The following is a 19,005-nucleotide window of genomic DNA, read 5'->3' on the forward strand; positions in this document are numbered from 1 at the left end:
CGCCGCTCACGCCATAGCGGGGCGCGCGGCGGCAGGGCGCGAAGACACCAGCCGATGCAGGGTCATGATGGTGGAGGCATCGGCCACCCCATCCACCCGCGAGCGGCGGAAGTGCCGCTGGAACGCGGTCACCACCTGGCTGGTGGCCGCGTCATAGAGCCCGCTCACTGCGATGCCATAGCCATAAAGGGCGAGCATGGCCTGGAACGCCTCCACCGGCGGCCCGCTGTCGCCGGGCATCAGGAACCGGCCACCGGTCGCCGGCGCCTCGGGCACCAGATGGCCGATGCCGGCGGCGTGCAGCACCTCCCACGGGAAATGCTCGCCGGGATCCTCCTTGCGGGCCGGCGCCACGTCCGAATGCCCCAGCACCCGGTCGGCCCGGATGGCATGGCGCGCGACGATGTCCGCGCTCAGGCGCGTGACCGCCGCAATCTGCGCCGGGGGATAGGCCGGCAGCCCATATTCATGGCCGCCATTGACGATCTCGACGCCGATGGAATGCGAATTGGTGTCGCTGACGCCCTCCCACTCGGACAGGCCCGCATGCCAGGCGCGCGCGCCCTCCGGCACCAGCTGGAGGATGCCCCCATCCTCCAGCACCACATAATGGGACGAGACTTCCGCCGCCGGGTTGCGCAGGGCGGCGATGGCGGCTTCCGCCGTCTCCATGCCCGTATAGTGCAGCAACAGCATGTCGATGGCGGCGCGGCGCGGGCCGAAATTGGGCGAGGGCACCACCGCGGACACCAGCGGGCAGTCGGGGGCGAACGAAACGGCGTCGGTCACTTGATATCCCTGAGTTCGGCGATCCGGCCATAGGCGGCGTTCAGCGCCGCCACCCGGTCATTGGCGAGCTTCACCGCCGCCGGTGGCAGGCCACGCCCGGCGATGCGGTCGGGATGATGGGCGGCGACCAGCGCCCGCCAGCGCTGCTTCACCTCCACATCGGAAGCCTCGGCCGACAGGTCGAGCACCGCATAGGGATCATCCGCCCGGCGCACATGGCGCGCCTCGATGCGGGCATAGGCGGCGCCGGTAAAGCCCAGGATGCGGCCCACCTCCTCCAGGAAGGCAAGCTCGCGCGGATGCAGGGCGTGATCGGCCTTGGCCACGTGGAACAGCGCGTCCATCAGGTCTTCGCGGGTCTCGGGATCGTCGGCGAACATTTCGGCCACCTGGCGGGCATAGGCATCGAAACCGGCCACATCGGCCTTGGCGAGATTGTAGAGCCGCGAGACGGCGTCGAAATCCTCCGGCGGAATGTCGAACACCTGCCGGAACGCCTCGACCTCCGCCGGCACCACCACGCCATCGGCCTTGGCCATCTTGGCGGAAAGAGCGATGAGCGCCACCGAAAAGGCAGCGGGCCGGGGCGCGGGCGCCAACAGCAGCCGGTCCAGCACGTGTCCCGCCAGGGCGCCCAGAAGCGCCCCCAGCGGCCCGCCCAGAACAAGGCCGAGGCCGGTGCCGCCGATCAATCCGTAGGTCAAGAGCATCTCCCTCGTGGATCACGGGGAGCTAGGGCAGCACTTTGGCGTTCTCAAGATGCCCCCGCATCGCCGAGACGAATGCCCACATTCCGGCGCCGGGTGTGGACAGCCGGCACTGCTCAGCCGAGCTCGAAGCTGGTGATGCCGAAGATGCGCGCCAAGGGCAGGTGGGGCGCGCGGCCGCGATACATGCGCGCTGTCTCGAACATCGGGGCAAGGCCGGCCTCCTGCGCCAAGGCGCGCGCCGGCCCATTGGGCTCGGGCACATCGAGATAGACGGGCGCGCCAGGCGCGACGCCCTGCGCCTGCCCCGCAAGCGCCGCGAACAGCGCGCCCGCGCCGGCGGCGGTCTCCGCGAACAGGGGGCCGATCTTGAAGCCCTCGCGACAGCGACGGATCACGCCATAGCCCGTCACCCGGCCATTCTCGACGCGCACCCGCGCGGCGCCCAGCGGGGGCTGCAGCCAATGGGCCAGAAAGGCTGGCCGGGCAAAGCCGAAATGCAGCGCATCAAAGGCCTCGACCTCCGCCCGCAGTTCCGGCGTCAGGGTCACAGCGCCCGCGCCCGCAGCCGCGAGCTCGCGCGGAACACCGCCATAGCGGATGTTGCGATGGGCGAGCTCAAAGCCGCATTTGGCATAATTGGCCTGCTGGGCCAGCACCCCGTCGAGGCCGATCGTACCGCCCTCCAGCCGCGCCATGCCAGCCTGCCACAGGCGCCAGCCCAGGCCGCGCCCGCGCAGCTGCGGCCGGCAGATATAGAAGCCCAGGAAGGCAAAGCCGCCCGCATAGCGCACCGCGGAGAGGGTCGCCGCGAGCTCATCGCCCGTGAACAGGCCGAGGAAGCCCGCCTCATCCTGCGCGCGAAAGGCGGCGGCATCGGCGAGGCCCGGGTTCCAGCCCTCCCGGGCGGCCCACTCCACAGCCGTGTTGACCTCGGCGTCGGTCAGGGCGCGGATGAGCGGGGCATCATTCATAAAGCATCGCCCCATCGCCGTCGGCCGCCGAAGCGGAGGGCGGGAACACCACCACCTGGTTCCGCCCACCGTCCTTGGCGGCATAAAGAGCGCGATCCGCCCGCTCAATCACGGCCTCAATGCTGCGATCACCCGGCAGCAGGACTGCGACCCCGATGCTGGCCCGCACGTCCAACGCGCCGGTCTCGATCTCTACCGGCTGTCCAGACAGGCAGGCAACGAGGTTCTGGGCCACATGGCGGGCACCCGCCATGTCGGTGGTGGGCAGCAGCACGGCGAATTCCTCCCCTCCCACCCGCGCCACCAGGTCGCGCGCCCGCAGCGTGCCGCGGCAACGGCGCGCGACCTCCCGCAACACCGCGTCGCCGGCGCCGTGGCCGTGCCCGTCATTGATGGACTTAAAGTGGTCGAGGTCGATCATCAGCACCGCGAGCTCACTACATGTGGCCACCGCCAGGCGGAAGGCGCGGTCGCCTTCGTCGAAGAAGTGGCGGCGGTTGCACAGGCCCGTCAGCTCATCGGTCACGGCAAGGTGGCGCAGCTCATGCTCCAGCCGGCGCTGCTCGGAAACGTCCCAGAACACCACGATGTAGGTGTCGCCCACGAAGCGGAAGCGGAACTGCACGGTGCGGGTCTGCCCGTCCCGGCAAAGCACTTCCCACTCGGCCTCCTTGACCGTCGAGGGATCGGCGCGCGCGCCGTCCAGACATTCCCGCCAGCCCTGAATCGCCCGCGCGCGGGCCGCATCATCGGGAAAGGCGCGCTCCCACCAGCCGTCGAGATCGCCCTGCACCGGCCCGTGGGCCGTGGCCCCGACGCCGAACATCTGGTCGGAAAGGTTGTTGAAGAACAGCTCGCGCAGGTTGCCGTCATAAATCTCGACGCCAACGGGAAGCGAGCGGACGATCTCTTCCAGCATGGGTCCGAAATCGGCAGCCGGCGGGGCCGCGCTGCCGCGCCCGACGGCCGACGGCCCGCGGGGATCACGCAGCGTGACCACCGCGCCAGCGTCACCCGGCAGCCAGGAGGGCTTGAAGCCTATGGTGGCAAGGCCGAATGGGGTGCGGCAGTAAAGCACCACCTCCTCGGGATCATGGCTGCCGCCGCCCAATACCGCTTGCAGCCGGCCGGCGGCATAAGCTCCGAAAAGATCGACGAGATCGCGCCCATCGAGACTGTCGCCGACAAGCCCCACCGCCTGCGCATTGGCCCTGACGACCCGCGCCCCCTCCCGATCCACCACCATCACGGGGGCGTGGACGAGATCAACCCAGGCATGCTGCTCTGCATTCGTCACTGCGGAGGCCTCGCGGGTACCGTCGGCTGAGCCGCTCACAGCACTATATGTGGCGTTGACGTAAAAGGTATAGGCAATATTGCACGCAGTGGTTGAAATCGCGATGACAGGCAAGGTTTCATCCCGCCGCCACCGCGAAGCACCATTATGATACCCCTATCAGGACACGGCGCCACCTGCATTATGGGCCGCAAGCCGGCTATTCACTCCTTCCGCGGAGCGAGGCGGGGCCCGCCGCGGCGCCCGCCCCGACGCCCTTTCAGGCCAGCCTTTCGAGAAAGGCGGGCAGGTCGTCAGTGACCTGGTCCACATGGGCCGCATCGCGCCCCTCCAGCTCCCAGGCCTCACGCGTGCCGGGGCGGTGGGATGGGGCGACCACCAGCACCGTCGCCATGCCGAGCTGGTGGGGAACCTCCAGGTTCCGCGCCAGATCCTCGAACATGGCGGCGCGCCGCGGATCCACGTCATGGGCGTGGAGGAAGCCGCGATACGCAGCTTCCGTGGGCTTGGGCTGGAACCCGGCGGCGACGATGTCGTGAACCGCCGAGAACCGATCATCTATGCCAAGCCTGGACAGCACGTTATGGGCGTGGCCCACTGATCCGTTGGTATAAACGATCTTGCGTCCCGGCAGCGCATCGATGGCCTCGCCCAGGCGCGGCGTGGGCACAAGTCCCGACAGGTCGATATCGTGCACATGGTCCAGGAACGCGCCGGGATCCATCTTGTGCTCGATCATCAGCCCGCGCAGCGAGGTGCCGTAGCGGCGATAATAATCCTTCTGGAGCCTGAAAGCGTCATCGGGCGCGATGCCCAGGAAATCCGAGATGTAGGACTTCATGCGCGCGTCGATCTGTGGCCACAGATCGTGGTCGGCGCTGTAGAGGGTGTTGTCGAGGTCGAACACCCAGGTGTCGACGTTCTGGAAGCGGGATGGCGGAACCGGAAAGGTCATCGAAAGCTCGCAGGCGCACGCAACGGGTGCGCCGGATCGGGAGGAAAGCAGGCCGGATCAGAACGGCCCGCGCGAATAGATGGCGGCAAGGCCCGCCTCCAGCTCCTGGATACGGCCCTGATAGGCCTGTCGCAGGCAGGTGACCTCGCCCCCGCACAGGGCTCGGCGCGAGAGCCAGGCGCGCTGCGCATCCTGGATGTCGCCGCGCTGCCCCATGGCCACCAGGCGCGTGATGACGCCGTAAAGCGTGCTCATCTTCACATCGAGCTGCTGCAGCTCGCAGTTTCCGCACACGCCCTTTTCGTCGGCGGTCCGGGCGGTGGCGCAATCGAAGCTGGCCGCGCGCGCCGGCCCTGTTCCGAGCCCGCCCGCGGCGAGCCTGCGGCCCCCCAACAAACCGGCCCTTGCGCGCATGAAGCCCTCCTCATCCCCCGGCCGTGGCCGGCCCCCGGATGCCCGCACGGTAGCGCGCATATCCGTCGGCGCGAAGACGGCAGGCGGGGCAGGCACCGCAGCCATAGCCCCAGTCGTGCCGCTCTCCGCGCTCGCCGAGATAGCAGGTGTGGGTCTCCTCCTGGATCAGCGCCACCAGCGACGCCCCGCCCAGGCTTTCCGCCAGGCGCCAGGTCTCGGCCTTGTCGATCCACATGAGCGGGGTGTGCAGCACGAACCGGCTTTCCATGCCGAGGTTGAGCGCCACCTGCATGGCCTTCACCGTGTCGTCGCGGCAATCGGGATAGCCGGAAAAATCGGTCTCGCACATGCCGCCGACGATGTGCCTCAGCCCGCGCCGATAGGCGAGCGCGGCCGCGAACGTCAGGAAGATGAGGTTGCGCCCCGGCACGAAGGTGTTGGGCAGCCCCCCCTCCTCCATCTCGATGGCGACCGAGCGGGTCAGCGCCGTGTCGGAGATCTGGCCCAGGGCATCGAGGCTCACCATGTGGTCCTCGCCCAGCCGGCCGCGCCAGCTGGGGTTGAGGCGCGCCAGCGCTTCCCGCACCCGCGGGCGGCAGTCCAGCTCCACCGCGTGGCGCTGGCCATAGGCGAAGCCCACCGTCTCCACCCGCTCGAAGCGATCGAGCGCATAGGCCAGGCAGGTGGTGGAATCCTGCCCGCCGGAAAACAGCACCAGCGCCCCTTCCGGGGCGCCATCCAAATCACGCACGCTGGCGGTGTTCATTTCGCCTGAGGTCTCGTCTTCCGGGCCCGCGACGGCGCGAGCCCATTTCGTCATTGAAGCCGCACCGGCCGTCCGCCCCCGCCCGGTCCGCTCTCATTTACGCCGGAGGCACGCGCCCCCACGCGGATCTCACTCGCCGGGGGCCTTCGCATCGATGGTGATGGCGTGCAGGCCCTTGTCGATCTCACCTTGGAGCAGGGTATTCACGATGCGATGACGCTCCACCCGGCTCTTGCCCACGAAGTCCGGCGACACCACGCGCACCTTCACATGGGTCACGCCGCCATCCTCGCGGTGGGCGCCCTTGTGGTCGTGGCTCACGCCCATGTGGCCGGCATGCTTGTGGCTTTCGTCGATGAGGTCGAGCGTCACCGGATTGAGGCCGCTCTGCAGGGTCTCCCGAATGGAGGCCAGGGAGGTCTGGGAAAGGGAGGGCTGGGGCATGATGAAACCGATGTCTGAAATGAAAGGGGGCCGTAACCGCGCCGCGATGGCGCACCGGCCACGGGACATTATATAAGCGTTATCGTGGCCCGCCTATCCTTTGCCGGGCATGGCCGCCGAGCCCCTCCACGGGGCGCGCAGACCCAGCTCATTCCTTGCCGCGCCGCGGCGCGACGCTCATAATCGCCCGATCATGAAGCTTAACTCCCCGCTCTTCGACCGCATTCGCGTGAAACCCGGCGACGACCGCTCGCAGGCTCCGCGGCAGGCGTGCTGCCAGTGGCCCGGCTGCGACGCGCCCGCGACTCACCGCGCGCCGAAGGGACGGAGCATGGAAGGCCAGTATTGGCACTACTGCCTCGACCATGTGAAGGAATACAACCAGTCCTACAACTACTTCGCGGGCATGCCCGACGACGCCGTCTCGGCCTATCAGAAGGACGCGCTCACCGGCCACCGGCCCACCTGGCGCATGGGCGCGCGCGGGCAGGCGGCCAACGAGGCCACGCGTGACGGTTTCACAAAGGATGCCAAGGACCCGTTCGGCTTTGCCTCCGAAATGGGCCGCACCTTCCGCGCCGACCGGGAGGAGCCGGACGGCCGCGTGATCCGCACCACCGAGCGGCGGGCGTTGGAAGTCATGGGCCTCGAAATGTCCGCCGGGGCGGACGAGATCAAGGCCCGCTACAAGGAACTGGTGAAAAAGCACCACCCCGACGCCAATGGCGGCGACCGGTCCTCCGAGGACCGGCTGCGCTCCGTCATCCAGGCCTACACCAACCTCAAGCAGGCTGGCTTTTGCTGACCCCGGCAATCGCCGGGCGTGACATTTTTCATGTTGCCCGAGAGCCGGCTTCGGTCGAGCCTGCCGGGCGGAGATTCAGACGCGAAGGGCGCACAGCATTCGCCCACGGAGGACTTATGAGCGGCACCGAAACCCTTGCCCCGACCCCGGACATGAAAGTGTCGGTGCGCCAGACCTTCGGCATCGATATCGACATGGAAGTGCCGGCCTATTCCGAGCCCGACGAGCACGTTCCCGATCTCGACCCCGATTATCTGTTCGACCGCCCGACCACCCTCGCCATCCTCGCCGGCTTTGCCCACAATCGCCGCGTGATGGTCACGGGATACCACGGAACCGGCAAGTCCACCCATATCGAGCAGGTGGCGGCGCGGCTGAACTGGCCGTGCGTGCGCATCAATCTCGACAGCCACATCTCGCGCATCGACCTCATCGGCAAGGACGCCATCGTGGTGAAGGACGGGCTCCAGGTGACGGAGTTCCGCGACGGCATCCTGCCCTGGGCCTACCAGAACAACATCGCCTTGGTGTTCGACGAATATGACGCCGGCCGGCCGGACGTGATGTTCGTCATCCAGCGGGTGCTGGAATCCTCCGGCCGCCTGACCCTGCTCGACCAGAGCCGGGTGATCCGCCCTCACCCCGCCTTCCGCCTGTTCGCCACCGCCAACACCATCGGCCTCGGCGACACCACCGGCCTTTATCACGGCACCCAGCAGATCAATCAGGCGCAGATGGACCGCTGGTCCATCGTCACCACCCTGAACTATCTGGCCCATGACAAGGAAGTGGACATCGTTCTGGCCAAGGCCAAGCACTTCCAGAACCAGGAAGGGCGCGACACGGTCAACCGCATGGTGCGGCTCGCCGACCTCACCCGCCAAGCCTTCATCAATGGCGACCTGTCCACCGTGATGAGCCCGCGCACGGTCATCACCTGGGCCGAGAATGCGGACATCTTCAAGGATATCGCCTTCGCGCTCCGGGTCACCTTCCTCAACAAGTGCGACGAGCTGGAACGGCCGCTGGTGGCGGAATTCTTCCAGCGCTGCTTCGGCCAGGAGCTGACCGAGAGCACGGTGAACGTCGCCCTTTCCTGAGGCGGCCTCCCCGTCCGGGTGCCGGTCCACGGACCGGCACCGCCTGCCCCGCGTGACGAGTCGAGAAAGAGCCGGACCATGGCGCCCACCAACCGCACCCCTGGAAAGCCCTCCGCCGAGGCTTCCACCGAGCCCTTCAAGCGGGCTGTCACCGGCTGCTTCAAGGCCATTGCCGGGGTGGGCGAGTTCGAGGTCTCCTTCTCATCGGAGCGGCCGGGCCTGGCCCCCGGCCGTGTGCGCCTCAGCGAACCGCCGCGCCGTTTCACCGCCCATGACGCCGCCATCGTGCGCGGACAGGCGGACGCCTTCGCCCTGAAGCTCGCCTGTCATGACCCCTCCGTTCATCGCAAGATGCTGCCAGTGGGCGACACCGCACGCGCCGTATTCGAGGCGGTGGAGCAAGCCCGGGTGGAGGCCATCGGCTCCAACCGGATGCCCGGCACCAGGGGCAACATCGCGGCCATGCTCCAGGACCGCTACCACCGCGCCAACCTCGCCGACGTCACCGAGCGCTCGGAAGCCCCCATCGAGGATGCCATCGCCCTCCTGGTGCGCGAGCGCCTGACCGGCGAGGCACCACCGCACGATGCCAAGGCGCTGGTGGACCTGTGGCGGCCCCTCATCGAGGACAAGGCCGGCAAGGATCTCGGCCGGCTGCTCGATTCCATCAACAACCAGAAGCACTTCGGCGAGATCGCCCGCCACATGCTCTCCTCCCTCGACATGGGCGAGGATTCCAGCCTCGATTCCGAGAGCGACGAGGAAGACGAGGACCAGCAGGGCGGCTCGGAGGAAGAGGGCGCCGAGCAGGGCCAGTCCAAGCAGGATGAGAGCCAGCAGGGCGCGTCCGAGGCCGATGCCCAGCTCTCCGAGGAAGAGCTGCCCCTGGGCGAGATCGACGCCGAGTCCGCCCCGCCCGAGGAAATGCCCGACGGCGCCGAGCCCGGCGACAGCGACGAGGAGGCCGAGCCCTGGCAGCCCCGCCCGCCGGTGACCCACGACAATCGCGGACCTGAATACCACGCATTCACCACCAAGTTCGACGAGGAAGTGCACGCCGAGGACCTCTGCGACCCGGAGGAGCTCACCCGCCTGCGCGCCTATCTGGACAAGCAGCTGTCCCATCTCCAGGGGGTCGTGGCGCGGCTCGCCAACCGGCTGCAGCGGCGCCTTCTGGCGCAGCAGAACCGGGCCTGGGAATTCGACCTGGAAGAGGGCGTGCTTGATCCGGCCCGCCTCTCCCGCGTGGTCACCGATCCCACCGCCGCTTTGTCCTTCAAGCGAGAGCGGGACACCGACTTCCGCGACACGGTGGTGACGCTGCTCATCGACAATTCCGGCTCCATGCGCGGGCGTCCCATCACGGTGGCCGCCACCTGCGCCGATATCCTGGCCCGCACCCTGGAACGCTGCGGCGTGAAGGTGGAGGTGCTGGGCTTCACCACCCGCGCCTGGAAGGGCGGCCAATCCCGCGAGGCGTGGCTCGCCGCCGGCAAGCCGGCTCATCCCGGCCGCCTCAATGATCTCCGGCACATCGTCTACAAGTCCGCCGACGCGCCCTGGCGCCGCTCCCGCCGCAATCTCGGGCTCATGATGCGCGAGGGGCTGCTGAAGGAGAATATCGACGGCGAGGCCCTCGACTGGGCCCACCAGCGCCTGCTGGTCCGCCCCGAGGCGCGGCGCATCCTGATGATGATCTCCGATGGCGCGCCGGTGGACGATTCCACCCTCTCGGTGAATGCCGGCAATTATCTGGAACGGCACCTGCGCCACATCATCTCCGAGATCGAGACCCGCTCGCCGGTGGAGCTGATCGCCATCGGCATCGGCCATGACGTGACGCGCTATTACAAGCGCGCCGTGACCATCGTCGACGCCGAGGAGCTGGGCGGCGTGATGACCGAAAAGCTGGCCGAGCTGTTCGCGGAAAGCGCGGCCCCCTCCACCCGCCGCCGGGTGCATTGATGGCGGCTCCAACGGGCCGCAGGTACAAGGGGCGGATCATCGGCGCGGCGGCAGGCGCCCTGTTGGCGCTCGCGGCAGGCGCGGCGGTTCTGGTGGGCTCGGCCTCCTCCAAGCCCACCGCCCTGCCGGAGCAGCCCGAGGCACTGATCGTCACGGCCACCCCCATCACCCGCTTCAAGATCGCCGAGGACGGCACCCGCTTCGGCGCGCTGAGCTTCCGCGGCGGGCTTGTGTTGAAATCCACCTATCCCGCGTTCGGCGGCATTTCGGGCTTCAGCCTGGGGAACGACAACCGCTTCGTCGCGGTCACCGATGCCGGCGTTTTCCTCTCCGGCCGGCTCGACCTGGAGGGCGGCAAGCCCACCGGCCTGTCCGATGTGATGGCCGCGGCGCTGAAGGATGATGAAGGCCGCCTCCAGGCACAGCGCGGGCGCGGCGACAGCGAATCCCTCACCCTGACCCCCCAGGCCGCCTATGTGGGGCTGGAGAGCGTGAACGAGATCTGGCGCTATCCGCTCGATCCCAAGACCGGCACGCCGCTGGGGCAGGATGGCACCCGCGTGCCCGCCCCCATGGTGCGCGACCTGCGCTGGAATCTCGGGCTGGAGAGCCTGGCCTATGTCCGCTCCGGCCCGCTGAAGGGCGCGCTCATCGGCATCGGCGAGGATGGAATTCAGAAGGGCGAGGATCTGCCGGGCTACATCATCGGCGGGCCGCATCCCGGCCGTTTCACCATCACCAAGAGCGGCCCCTTCAACGCCACCGACCTCGCGCTCGCGCCCAATGGCGACATGTACTTGCTGGAACGCCATTTTTCACTGGCCACCGGCGTGCTGATGCAGCTGCGCCGCTTCGCCCTGGCAGAGGTGAAGCCGGGGGCGGTGCTGAGCGGCACCATTCTCGGCACCTTCGACAGCGGCTACGAGATCGACAATATGGAAGGGCTCGCGGTGACCACCAACGCCGCCGGCGAAACCCTGCTCACCATGATTTCCGACGATAATTTCAGCCCCCTCCAGCGCACCATCCTGCTGCGTTTCGCGGTGATTGCGGACTGAAACACGCCCAACGCGCCCCGCAACGGCCCCTGCAGCGGCAAAATCCCATTCTGGGACACCGGGCGCGCCCACGCGGACCAAAGGCGAACAAAAGGCGCGCGAATCGCTTCCCAACGCCGGATCGCGCTTCGTTCCCGGCGCACGCGGACGTCCCGGCTGGCGGCACCACCCTAAAGCCCTGCTTGCGAGCGCGCCGGCCCCATGCTCGACTGCGCCGCCTGCCCGAGCTCACGCATCGGCAGGCCAGTTCCCCCGCGCCCCTGCCGGGACACCACCGGCGGAGTGCGGGCAGCCCGTCTCAAGGCGCGGCCCATGGGCCGCTTCGGCTTTTCATGGAAGCGCAGAAGCAGTCTATCCTTTTGTTTTTACGCGTTTCCTTCACGCGAACCGGTTCCCTCTTTGCGGGGAAGCGCTCTAGGAGATGACATGATCGAGATCGGCCCGAACCTGTTCGTGATCGTGCTCTTGGTGCTCGCCATCGCCATCGTCTTCGCCGGGGTGAAGACCGTGCCGCAGGGCTACGAATATACCGTCGAGCGCTTCCGCCGCTACACCAAGACCCTCAATCCCGGGCTCAACCTCATCGTTCCGTTCATCGACCGCATCGGCAACAAGGTGAACGTGATGGAGCAGGTGCTGGACGTGCCGACCCAGGAGGTCATCACCAAGGACAATGCCACCGTCTCCGTGGATGGCGTCGCCTTCTTCCAGGTGTTCGACGCGGCGCGCGCCTCCTATGAGGTGGCCCGGCTCGACACCGCCATCCTGGCCCTGACCATGACCAATATCCGCACCGTCATGGGCTCCATGGACCTCGACCAGCTGCTGTCCCACCGCGACGAGATCAATGTGCGCCTGCTGGCCGTGGTGGACGCGGCGGCCTCTCCCTGGGGGGTGAAGATCAACCGCATCGAGATCAAGGACATCGTGCCGCCGGCGGACCTGGTGAATGCCATGGCCCGCCAGATGAAGGCCGAGCGCGAGAAGCGCGCTTCCATCCTGGAGGCCGAGGGCATGCGCCAGTCGGAGATCCTGAAGGCGGAAGGTCAGAAGCAGAGCCAGATCCTGGAGGCCGAGGGCCGGCGCGAGGCCGCCTTCCGCGACGCGGAGGCCCGCGAGCGCCTGGCGGAGGCCGATGCCCGCGCCACCCAGATGCTGTCCGCCGCCATAGAGAGCGGCGATCCGGCGGCGCTCAACTACTACATCGCCGAGAAATACGTGAAGGCGTTCGAGACCCTGGGCGCTTCCCCCAACCAGAAGGTGGTGCTGGTGCCTTATGAGGGCACGGCCCTGCTCTCCTCCCTCACTGGCATCGGCGAGATCGCCCGCGCCGCCTTCGGTTCGGAAACCACGCCGCCGCCCCGCCGCGGCCGCGCCACCGGCCCCACCGTTCCGCCCGGCGCGTGAGGATCCCATGCCACTTCTGACCGATCTCGGGCCCTGGGCCTGGTTCATCCTCGGCGGGGTGCTGCTGGTGGCCGAGATCGCGGTGCCCGGCGCCTTCCTCCTGTGGCTGGGGCTGGCCGCCCTCGTCACCGGCGCTTTGTCCTATGCCGTGGACCTGTCCTGGCAGACCGAGGTGCTCGCTTTCGCCGCCTTGGCGGTGGTGGCGGTGCTGGTGGGGCGCAAGGTGTCCCCCGGTCCCGGCCACGCCTCCGACCGGCCGTTCCTGAACCGGCGGGCACAGGGCTTCGTGGGCCGGGTGTTCACCCTGGACGAGCCCATTGCGGGCGGCGTGGGACGGGTGCGCATCGACGATACGGTCTGGCGCATCACCGGCCCCGACCTTTCCGCCGGCACGGACGTGAAGGTGGTGGCGGTGGACGGCACCCTTCTGAAAGTGGAGGCGGCCTGACCGTCTCCGGCAAAGAAAAACCCGCCGGAAGAGGCATCCGGCGGGTTGAAACACGAGGGGCCGGGCGCTCAACCCACCCAAGCGAGCCCGATCAGCCCGGCGATGCCCACCGCGATGCGCCACCAGCCGAACGGCTTGTAGCCGTGGCGGGACACGAAATCGAGCAGCGAGCGCACCACCATCACCGCCGCGCAGAAGGCCGCCACGAAGCCGATGGCGATCAGGATGCCGTCGTCGAAGGAGAGCGCGTTGCGGTTCTTGTAGAGGTCATAGGTGAAGGCGCCCAGCATGGTGGGCAGGGCCAGGAAGAAGGAGAATTCGGCCGCCGCCCGCTTGTCCACACCCATCAGCATGGCGCCGACGATGGTGGAGCCCGAGCGCGACATGCCGGGGATCATGGCCAGGCACTGCCAGAAGCCGATCTTCAGCGCCACCTGCCATGGCAGGCCCATAGCGTTGTTGTAGCGCGGCTCCGGCACCACCTTGTCGATGAACAGCAGCACGATGCCGCCGAAGATCAGCGTGCAGCAGATAAGCACCGGCGTCTCGAACAGCACGCTCTTGATGAAGCCGTGCGCCATCGCCCCGATCACCGCCGCCGGCAGGAAGGCCACCACCACGCCGATGACGAACCGCCGCGCCCCCGGGCTGGTGGGCAGCATCTTCGCCACCCGCACAAAGCGCTCGAAATAGACGGTGAGGATCGCCAGCACCGCGCCCAGCTGGATCAGCACCTCGAAGGTGCGCCCGGTGCTCTCGAAGCCCAGGAAATGGCCCAGCAGCAGCAGATGGGCGGTGGACGAGACGGGAATGAACTCGGTCAGGCCCTCCACGAGGCCGAGCACGAGCGCTTCAAACATGTCGCCGAGGGTCATGGGCTGAGAAGATCCGAAGGGAGAGGAAGCGGAATGGCGCACCCGGGCCGCCGGGCGCGCCATCCTGCGCGAAGAGCCATTAAGCCGCTCTTACGCCGCGCGCCAGCCATTCCGCAGAGGCACCCGGCTGCCGATTGAGGCCATGGCGGCATTTTGTGCGTTGCAAACGGTATGTTCGGACCACCCATGCCCATCTTCCGCGTCCCGCCCCCTTGCGAGGGCGCGGGCGGGGGTTCTACATGCGGCAAAAGACGCATTGGTTGGCGGCCGGGCTTGCGTTTCGCTCGCGGCGGCAAGGCGCGGCCTTCCCTTTCGGCACCGCGGCGCGGCATGCGCGAAATGGAACCAATCGGAAAGAATCCGTCACTAAACATGACCGGGCCGGGTGAGCGCGTGGCGCTCGAACGCCCCGGCGAAAGTGCCCCATGTATCTGCACCATCATCCCTTCTGCCCCCATTCCCGCTTCGTTCGCCTGCTGCTCGCCGAGTACGGGCTGGAACCGGAGCTTGTGGAAGAACGGGTGTGGGAGCGCCGGCCCGAATTCCTGGCCCTCAATCCCGCCGGTGAAACCCCGGTGATCGTGGAGGAGCAGTGCGCCTCCGTGCCCGGGGCCGGCATCATCGCCGAATATCTCGATGAAACCCGCGGCCTTGCCCTGGGCGACCACCGCCTGCTGCCCGATGCGCCCGCCGAGCGGGTGGAGGTGCGCCGGCTGACCTCGTGGTTCAACGAGAAGATGTACGTGGAATCCACCGAGCCGCTGGTGCGCGAGCGCATTCACAAGCGCTATATGAACCGCCAGCAGGGCGGCGGCCCGCCGGATGCCACCGCGCTGCGCATGGCCCGCACCAATCTGCGCTATCATCTCAAATATATCGGCTGGCTCGCCAAGGCCCGCAAATGGCTCGCCGGCGGGCGGCTGAGCCAGGCGGACCTGGCGGCGGCCGCGCATCTGTCCGTCGCGGACTATCTGGGCGATGTCCCATGGGACGAGGACGAGCACGCACGGGACTGGTATGCGCGCATCAAGTCGCGCCCGACCTTCCGCGCGCTGCTGAGCGAGAGCATTCCCGGAATGCCCCCCTCCAAGACCTATGCGGATCTCGATTTCTGAAAACCCCGCCGACACCCGCCGCGCTGCGCGCCCGGCTTGAGGAGCTGGCCCGCGCCGAGGGCTTCGACGCCATCGGCATCGCCGACCCGCGCGCCATCGCTCCGGCCGGCGCCCGCCTCGCCCAATGGGTGGCGAGCGGCGCCCATGGCGACATGGGCTGGATGGCCGAGACCCTAGAGCGCCGCGCCGATCCCCTCGCTTTGTGGCCAGACATGCGGGCCGTGATCATGCTCGGCCTCAATTACGGACCCGAGCAGGACCCCCGTGCCGCGCAGGCGGACGCCATGACGGGCGCCCTCTCCGTCTATGCGCGGGGGGAGGATTATCACGAGATCATCAAGCCCAAGCTGAAGCGCATCGCCCGCGCCCTCCTCGCGGCGGCGGGCGAAGGGGACGTGAAGGTGTTCGTGGACACCGCCCCGCTCATGGAAAAGCCGCTGGCGGCAGCGGCCGGCCTCGGCTGGCAGGGCAAGCACACCAATATGGTGTCGCGGGCGTTCGGCTCCTGGCTGTTCCTGGGCGCCATCGCCACCACCCTGGAGCTGCCCTTCGACACCGCGGAACGCGACCATTGCGGCTCCTGTCGCGCCTGTCTCGAGGCCTGCCCCACCGCCGCCTTTCCCGCGCCCTACCAGATCGACGCGCGGCGCTGCGTGTCCTACCTCACCATCGAGCTGAAGGGGCCCATCCCGCGCGATCTGCGCCCCCTCATCGGCAACCGCATCTATGGCTGCGACGATTGCCTTGCCGCCTGCCCCTGGAACAAGTTCGCGGTGGCCGGGCGCGAGGTGAAACTCGCGGCGCGGGCGGAGAACGAGGCGCCGCGCCTGCTGGACCTCGTGAGCCTGGACGATGCGGCCTTCCGCGCCCGCTTTCCCAAGAGCCCCATCAAGCGGGTGGGGCGCGATCGCTTCATCCGCAACGTGCTGATCGCCATGGGCAATTCCGGAGACGCGGGATTTGCGGAGGCCGCCGGCGCCCGGCTGGCCGACCCCTCGCCCCTGGTGCGGAGCGCGGCGGTGTGGGCGCTCGCGCGGCTGCTGCCCGTGGCGGATTTCCAGACCCTCGCCAGCCGCCACGCGCCATTGGAGGAAGACGCCGAGGTGAGGGGGGAATGGGACGCGGAAGGCGGCGCCTGACCCCCCATTTCCGCGCAGCAGCGCAGGGAAGACGCCGCCCGCTCGCCATCTGCGGGCGGGGCCACGAAGGCTCGACGACGCACCAAGGCCAATGCCAATGCCCCCGGCGCTGGACGCCTTCCGCCTTTCATCGAAACGATGAAACAGCCCATCCTTGTGTTTTCCGGCGTTTCTTTCCCGCGCCGGTTGCCGGTTCGGCTCGAAACCGCGCGCGAGCGTTTCCCTGGCCGAGTGAATCGGGGCGGGTGCGGTTGGAGGCGGGATCCTGATTCAGAATAGCTGAGGGGCGAAGGCCCGTATCGAAGCCCCCTCTCCAATGATCCGCGCGAACGGATCATTGCCGCCGCGCACGCCGGCGACACGAATCGGGATCTAACCGCCCGGTTCGGGGTTTCGATCTCGTCCGTGGTGAAGTGGCCGCAGCGCGCCCTCATCATCAGGTGCCTCGCCGAAAACCCGCGCCTGACGCGGCACGGCATGAAGGCGGAGACGGGATCACCATGTCCCAGATGCCGTCTGGCGCTTCCTGCGCCGCCCGGCACCGCGCTCCCCGAGAAACGATGCCCGCCCCGTGGACAGGCCGGGCCGATATCGCTCGTCGCCACCTCAACGCCCGCGCGCCAGAAGCCGCACGATCCGCAGCAGCCCGGCTTCATCGGCGAGAAGCGGATCACGACCAACATGGCCCGCCCAGAGCATTTCCGAGGGACGCGCGAACCGGTGCGCCGGAGTGAAACGTGCGAAATAACAGGCCAAACAACAGGCCAAGAGACTTCAGCGGCCCCCATGAAAGGCTGAATTGGCCTGTGGCTGGCGCACAGAAGGCGTGGACCTGAAAAACTTCGGCGGCACCGCCATCGCCCCCCGCCCGGCGCGCTCATGCGCGCACCGCGCCCGGCATCCCGAGTGGCACCATCGACGCGAACGGCTCACGCCCGGCCGATGCCGCTCACACCTTCTCGGTGGCCTCCAACGGCGCGTCCAAGGCGCGGCTTTTGGGGAAGACGACGCGCGCGCGGGTGCCGCCGGCGGCCCGGCGCGTCAGGCTCAGCTCACCGCCATGCAGGGTCGCCAGCGCCCGCACGATGGCAAGGCCCAGCCCGGCGCCACGGCCGCTCTTCACGTCCAGCCGGCTTTCGCGGTGGCGCGCGTCCTCCAGCGGCAGCTCGCGCTCGCTCACCCCGGCTCCGGTGTCCTCCACCGCCAGGAAGGGGGCGCCGCTGGCGTCGATACCAGTCACCAGCCGCACCTCGCCGTCCTGCGGCGTGAATTTCACCGCATTGGCCAACAGGTTGAGGATGATCTGGCGCACCGCCCGCTCATCGCCCCACAGCCGCGCGGGCGCGCCCTCGGCAGGCTCCACACGCAGGGTCAGGCGGCGGCTGGCGGCATCCGGCCGCAGCATGGCGAGGCACTCCTGCCCCAGCCGGCCCAGATGTACCGGTGTTTCCAACAGAACCCGGTGCCCGCTCTCGATGCGCGCCAGATCCAGCAGATCGTCCGCCAGCGCCAGGAGATGCCGGCCGGAAGCGAGAATGTCGCGGGCATAACCGCCATAAGCGGGCACGCGATGGGGGCCCAGCACCTCGTCCGCCATCATCTCGGAAAAACCCATCACCGTATTGAGCGGCGTGCGCAGCTCATGGCTCATCTCGGCCAGAAAGCGCGACTTGGCGAGATTGTCCGCCTCCGCTCGCGCGCGCGCGGCCTCCACGGCGGCGAGCCGGGCCTCAAGGCGGGCCCGCTCCTGGTCGAGACCGCGCGCCCAGGCGAGCGCGAACGCGCCCGCCGCCACCCCGGCGGCGCCAACCACGACCAGCGCCGCCACGCCGCCCCAGGCCAGCGCGGCGGCCCCCGCCCCGAGGGTGCCCACGGCAGCCGACAGCAAAGCGACCGGCACGGCGGAGCGCGCCGCGCCGTCCTGGCGGGCGGGAGCGGGCGACGGGGTCACCCGGGGCCGAACGGAGCCGTGCATGCGAAACCGTGGCGCTCCTGGGCGCCCCCCTGGCACGGGCGGCGCCGGAACCAACCGGCTGCCGCAGTGAATGAACCCATCAACGGGACCGTTCGACTCCTCGCCGAAAGGCGGTTAACGAAGCCTTAACGCTCCCCCGTCCAGGCTCGCCCGTCAACCGCCGCGATCTGGCCGGACCGGCGCCGGACGGCATTCCTGATACCGGCCTCCGGAGCGTTGGCCCGAGAGACCTGTCGAGAGACCTGTCGAGAGACCTGTTCCAGAGACCTGTCCCATGCGCATCATCGATGTGGTCGTCGCTCTCGCTTTGGTTCTGGCGGTTGGCTTCGTGGCCGAATGGCTGCAGCGCAAGGACGTATTCGCCGGTCCGGCACGGGTGGTGGATGGCGACACCCTGAAGCTCGACGGCCAGCGCATCCGCCTCCAGGGCATGGACGCGCCCGAGCTGGGCCAAAGCTGCCAGAGGGACGGGAAAGCCTGGCCGTGCGGCACCACGGCGCGCTTCGCTCTGGCGGAAATGGTGCAGCGGGGCGAGGTGTTCTGCACCGCATCGGGCCAGGATGCCTACGGCCGGGCCCTGGCGCGCTGCACCGTGGACGGGGTGGACATCGCCGAGGAGCTGGTCCGCCAGGGCCTCGCCGTCGCCTATGGCCGCCATGGCTATGAGGCGGCCGAAGCCCAGGCGCGCGCCGCCCGGCGCGGCATGTGGGCCGGCACCTTCGAGAAGCCGCAGGACTATCGCGCCGCCCATCCCCGCACGGAGTAAAGGCCC

At 68.5% G+C, this 19,005-nt stretch carries 19 protein-coding genes; 9 read left to right on the forward strand and 10 right to left on the reverse strand.

Annotated features, from left to right (window positions below; genetic code table 11):
- Positions 1-6 precede the first annotated feature (6 nt).
- The 8 genes from L0966_RS17285 to L0966_RS17320 all read right to left on the reverse strand — a co-directional run bounded on the left by L0966_RS17285 (position 7) and on the right by L0966_RS17320 (position 6,346).
- Positions 7-789, reverse strand: a complete 783-nt coding sequence (locus L0966_RS17285; protein ID WP_234053213.1) for an N-acetylmuramoyl-L-alanine amidase — start codon at positions 787-789, stop codon at positions 7-9.
- Positions 786-1,493, reverse strand: coding sequence for a TerB family tellurite resistance protein (locus L0966_RS17290; protein ID WP_370640809.1), 708 nt, complete (start codon positions 1,491-1,493; stop codon positions 786-788). Before L0966_RS17290 ends, L0966_RS17285 begins: the two co-directional genes overlap by 4 nt.
- A gap of 119 nt (positions 1,494-1,612) precedes the next feature.
- Positions 1,613-2,470 (reverse strand): GNAT family N-acetyltransferase, encoded by an 858-nt coding sequence (locus tag L0966_RS17295; RefSeq protein ID WP_234053215.1) that lies wholly within the window; start codon positions 2,468-2,470, stop codon positions 1,613-1,615.
- Positions 2,463-3,767 (reverse strand): GGDEF domain-containing protein, encoded by a 1,305-nt coding sequence (locus tag L0966_RS22570; protein ID WP_234053216.1) that lies wholly within the window; start codon positions 3,765-3,767, stop codon positions 2,463-2,465. The genes L0966_RS17295 and L0966_RS22570 overlap by 8 nt, the downstream gene beginning before the upstream one ends.
- A 259-nt stretch (positions 3,768-4,026) precedes the next feature.
- A complete protein-coding gene (locus L0966_RS17305) occupies positions 4,027-4,722 on the reverse strand; it encodes a pyrimidine 5'-nucleotidase (RefSeq protein WP_234053217.1) in 696 nt (231 codons plus the stop codon).
- A 57-nt stretch (positions 4,723-4,779) separates the two neighbouring features.
- Positions 4,780-5,136, reverse strand: a complete 357-nt coding sequence (locus tag L0966_RS17310; protein WP_234053218.1) for a lysozyme inhibitor LprI family protein — start codon at positions 5,134-5,136, stop codon at positions 4,780-4,782.
- Positions 5,137-5,146: 10 nt separating this feature from the next.
- Positions 5,147-5,902, reverse strand: coding sequence for a 7-cyano-7-deazaguanine synthase QueC (gene queC / locus L0966_RS17315; protein ID WP_234053219.1), 756 nt, complete (start codon positions 5,900-5,902; stop codon positions 5,147-5,149).
- Positions 5,903-6,031: 129 nt separating this feature from the next.
- Complete coding sequence (locus L0966_RS17320) at positions 6,032-6,346, reverse strand: BolA family transcriptional regulator (protein ID WP_234053220.1); 315 nt, start codon at positions 6,344-6,346, stop codon at positions 6,032-6,034.
- A gap of 193 nt (positions 6,347-6,539) precedes the next feature.
- Between L0966_RS17320 and L0966_RS17325 the strand changes: the two genes are divergently transcribed.
- The 6 genes from L0966_RS17325 to L0966_RS17350 all read left to right on the forward strand — a co-directional run bounded on the left by L0966_RS17325 (position 6,540) and on the right by L0966_RS17350 (position 13,129).
- Positions 6,540-7,151, forward strand: coding sequence for a J domain-containing protein (locus L0966_RS17325; protein WP_234053221.1), 612 nt, complete (start codon positions 6,540-6,542; stop codon positions 7,149-7,151).
- A gap of 116 nt (positions 7,152-7,267) precedes the next feature.
- A complete protein-coding gene (cobS, locus tag L0966_RS17330) occupies positions 7,268-8,251 on the forward strand; it encodes a cobaltochelatase subunit CobS (RefSeq protein WP_234053222.1) in 984 nt (327 codons plus the stop codon).
- A 78-nt stretch (positions 8,252-8,329) separates the two neighbouring features.
- Positions 8,330-10,216, forward strand: coding sequence for a cobaltochelatase subunit CobT (gene cobT / locus L0966_RS17335; RefSeq protein WP_234053223.1), 1,887 nt, complete (start codon positions 8,330-8,332; stop codon positions 10,214-10,216).
- Positions 10,216-11,274 carry an esterase-like activity of phytase family protein gene (locus L0966_RS17340; RefSeq protein WP_234053224.1) on the forward strand — a complete coding sequence of 353 codons (1,059 nt, stop codon included), beginning with the start codon at positions 10,216-10,218 and terminating at the stop codon, positions 11,272-11,274. Before cobT ends, L0966_RS17340 begins: the two co-directional genes overlap by 1 nt.
- 426 nt (positions 11,275-11,700) lie before the next feature.
- Positions 11,701-12,681: an SPFH domain-containing protein gene (locus L0966_RS17345; RefSeq protein WP_234053225.1), complete on the forward strand. Its 981-nt coding sequence runs from the start codon at positions 11,701-11,703 to the stop codon at positions 12,679-12,681.
- A gap of 7 nt (positions 12,682-12,688) precedes the next feature.
- A complete protein-coding gene (locus L0966_RS17350; RefSeq protein WP_234053226.1) occupies positions 12,689-13,129 on the forward strand; it encodes an NfeD family protein in 441 nt (146 codons plus the stop codon).
- Between the two features lie 68 nt (positions 13,130-13,197).
- Here L0966_RS17350 and L0966_RS17355 read toward each other — a convergent pair whose 3' ends face one another.
- Positions 13,198-14,004 (reverse strand): undecaprenyl-diphosphate phosphatase, encoded by an 807-nt coding sequence (locus L0966_RS17355; protein ID WP_234053227.1) that lies wholly within the window; start codon positions 14,002-14,004, stop codon positions 13,198-13,200.
- Positions 14,005-14,429: 425 nt separating this feature from the next.
- On the opposite strand from L0966_RS17355, the gene L0966_RS17360 reads away from it, so the two are divergent.
- Positions 14,430-15,119 carry a glutathione S-transferase family protein gene (locus tag L0966_RS17360; protein ID WP_234053228.1) on the forward strand — a complete coding sequence of 230 codons (690 nt, stop codon included), beginning with the start codon at positions 14,430-14,432 and terminating at the stop codon, positions 15,117-15,119.
- Positions 15,116-16,258: a tRNA epoxyqueuosine(34) reductase QueG gene (gene queG, locus L0966_RS17365; RefSeq protein WP_234053290.1), complete on the forward strand. Its 1,143-nt coding sequence runs from the start codon at positions 15,116-15,118 to the stop codon at positions 16,256-16,258. Before L0966_RS17360 ends, queG begins: the two co-directional genes overlap by 4 nt.
- Before the next feature lie 949 nt (positions 16,259-17,207).
- Here the strand turns inward: queG and L0966_RS17370 are convergent.
- Entirely contained in the window at positions 17,208-18,233 is a 1,026-nt protein-coding gene (locus L0966_RS17370; protein ID WP_234053229.1) for a HAMP domain-containing sensor histidine kinase, read from the reverse strand.
- Positions 18,234-18,507: 274 nt separating this feature from the next.
- On the opposite strand from L0966_RS17370, the gene L0966_RS17375 reads away from it, so the two are divergent.
- Positions 18,508-18,999: a thermonuclease family protein gene (locus tag L0966_RS17375; protein WP_234053230.1), complete on the forward strand. Its 492-nt coding sequence runs from the start codon at positions 18,508-18,510 to the stop codon at positions 18,997-18,999.
- The last annotated feature ends 6 nt before the right edge of the window (positions 19,000-19,005 follow it).

This window comes from Xanthobacter sp. NM-59, from assembly GCF_021401125.1.
Lineage (GTDB): Bacteria > Pseudomonadota > Alphaproteobacteria > Rhizobiales > Xanthobacteraceae > Xanthobacter.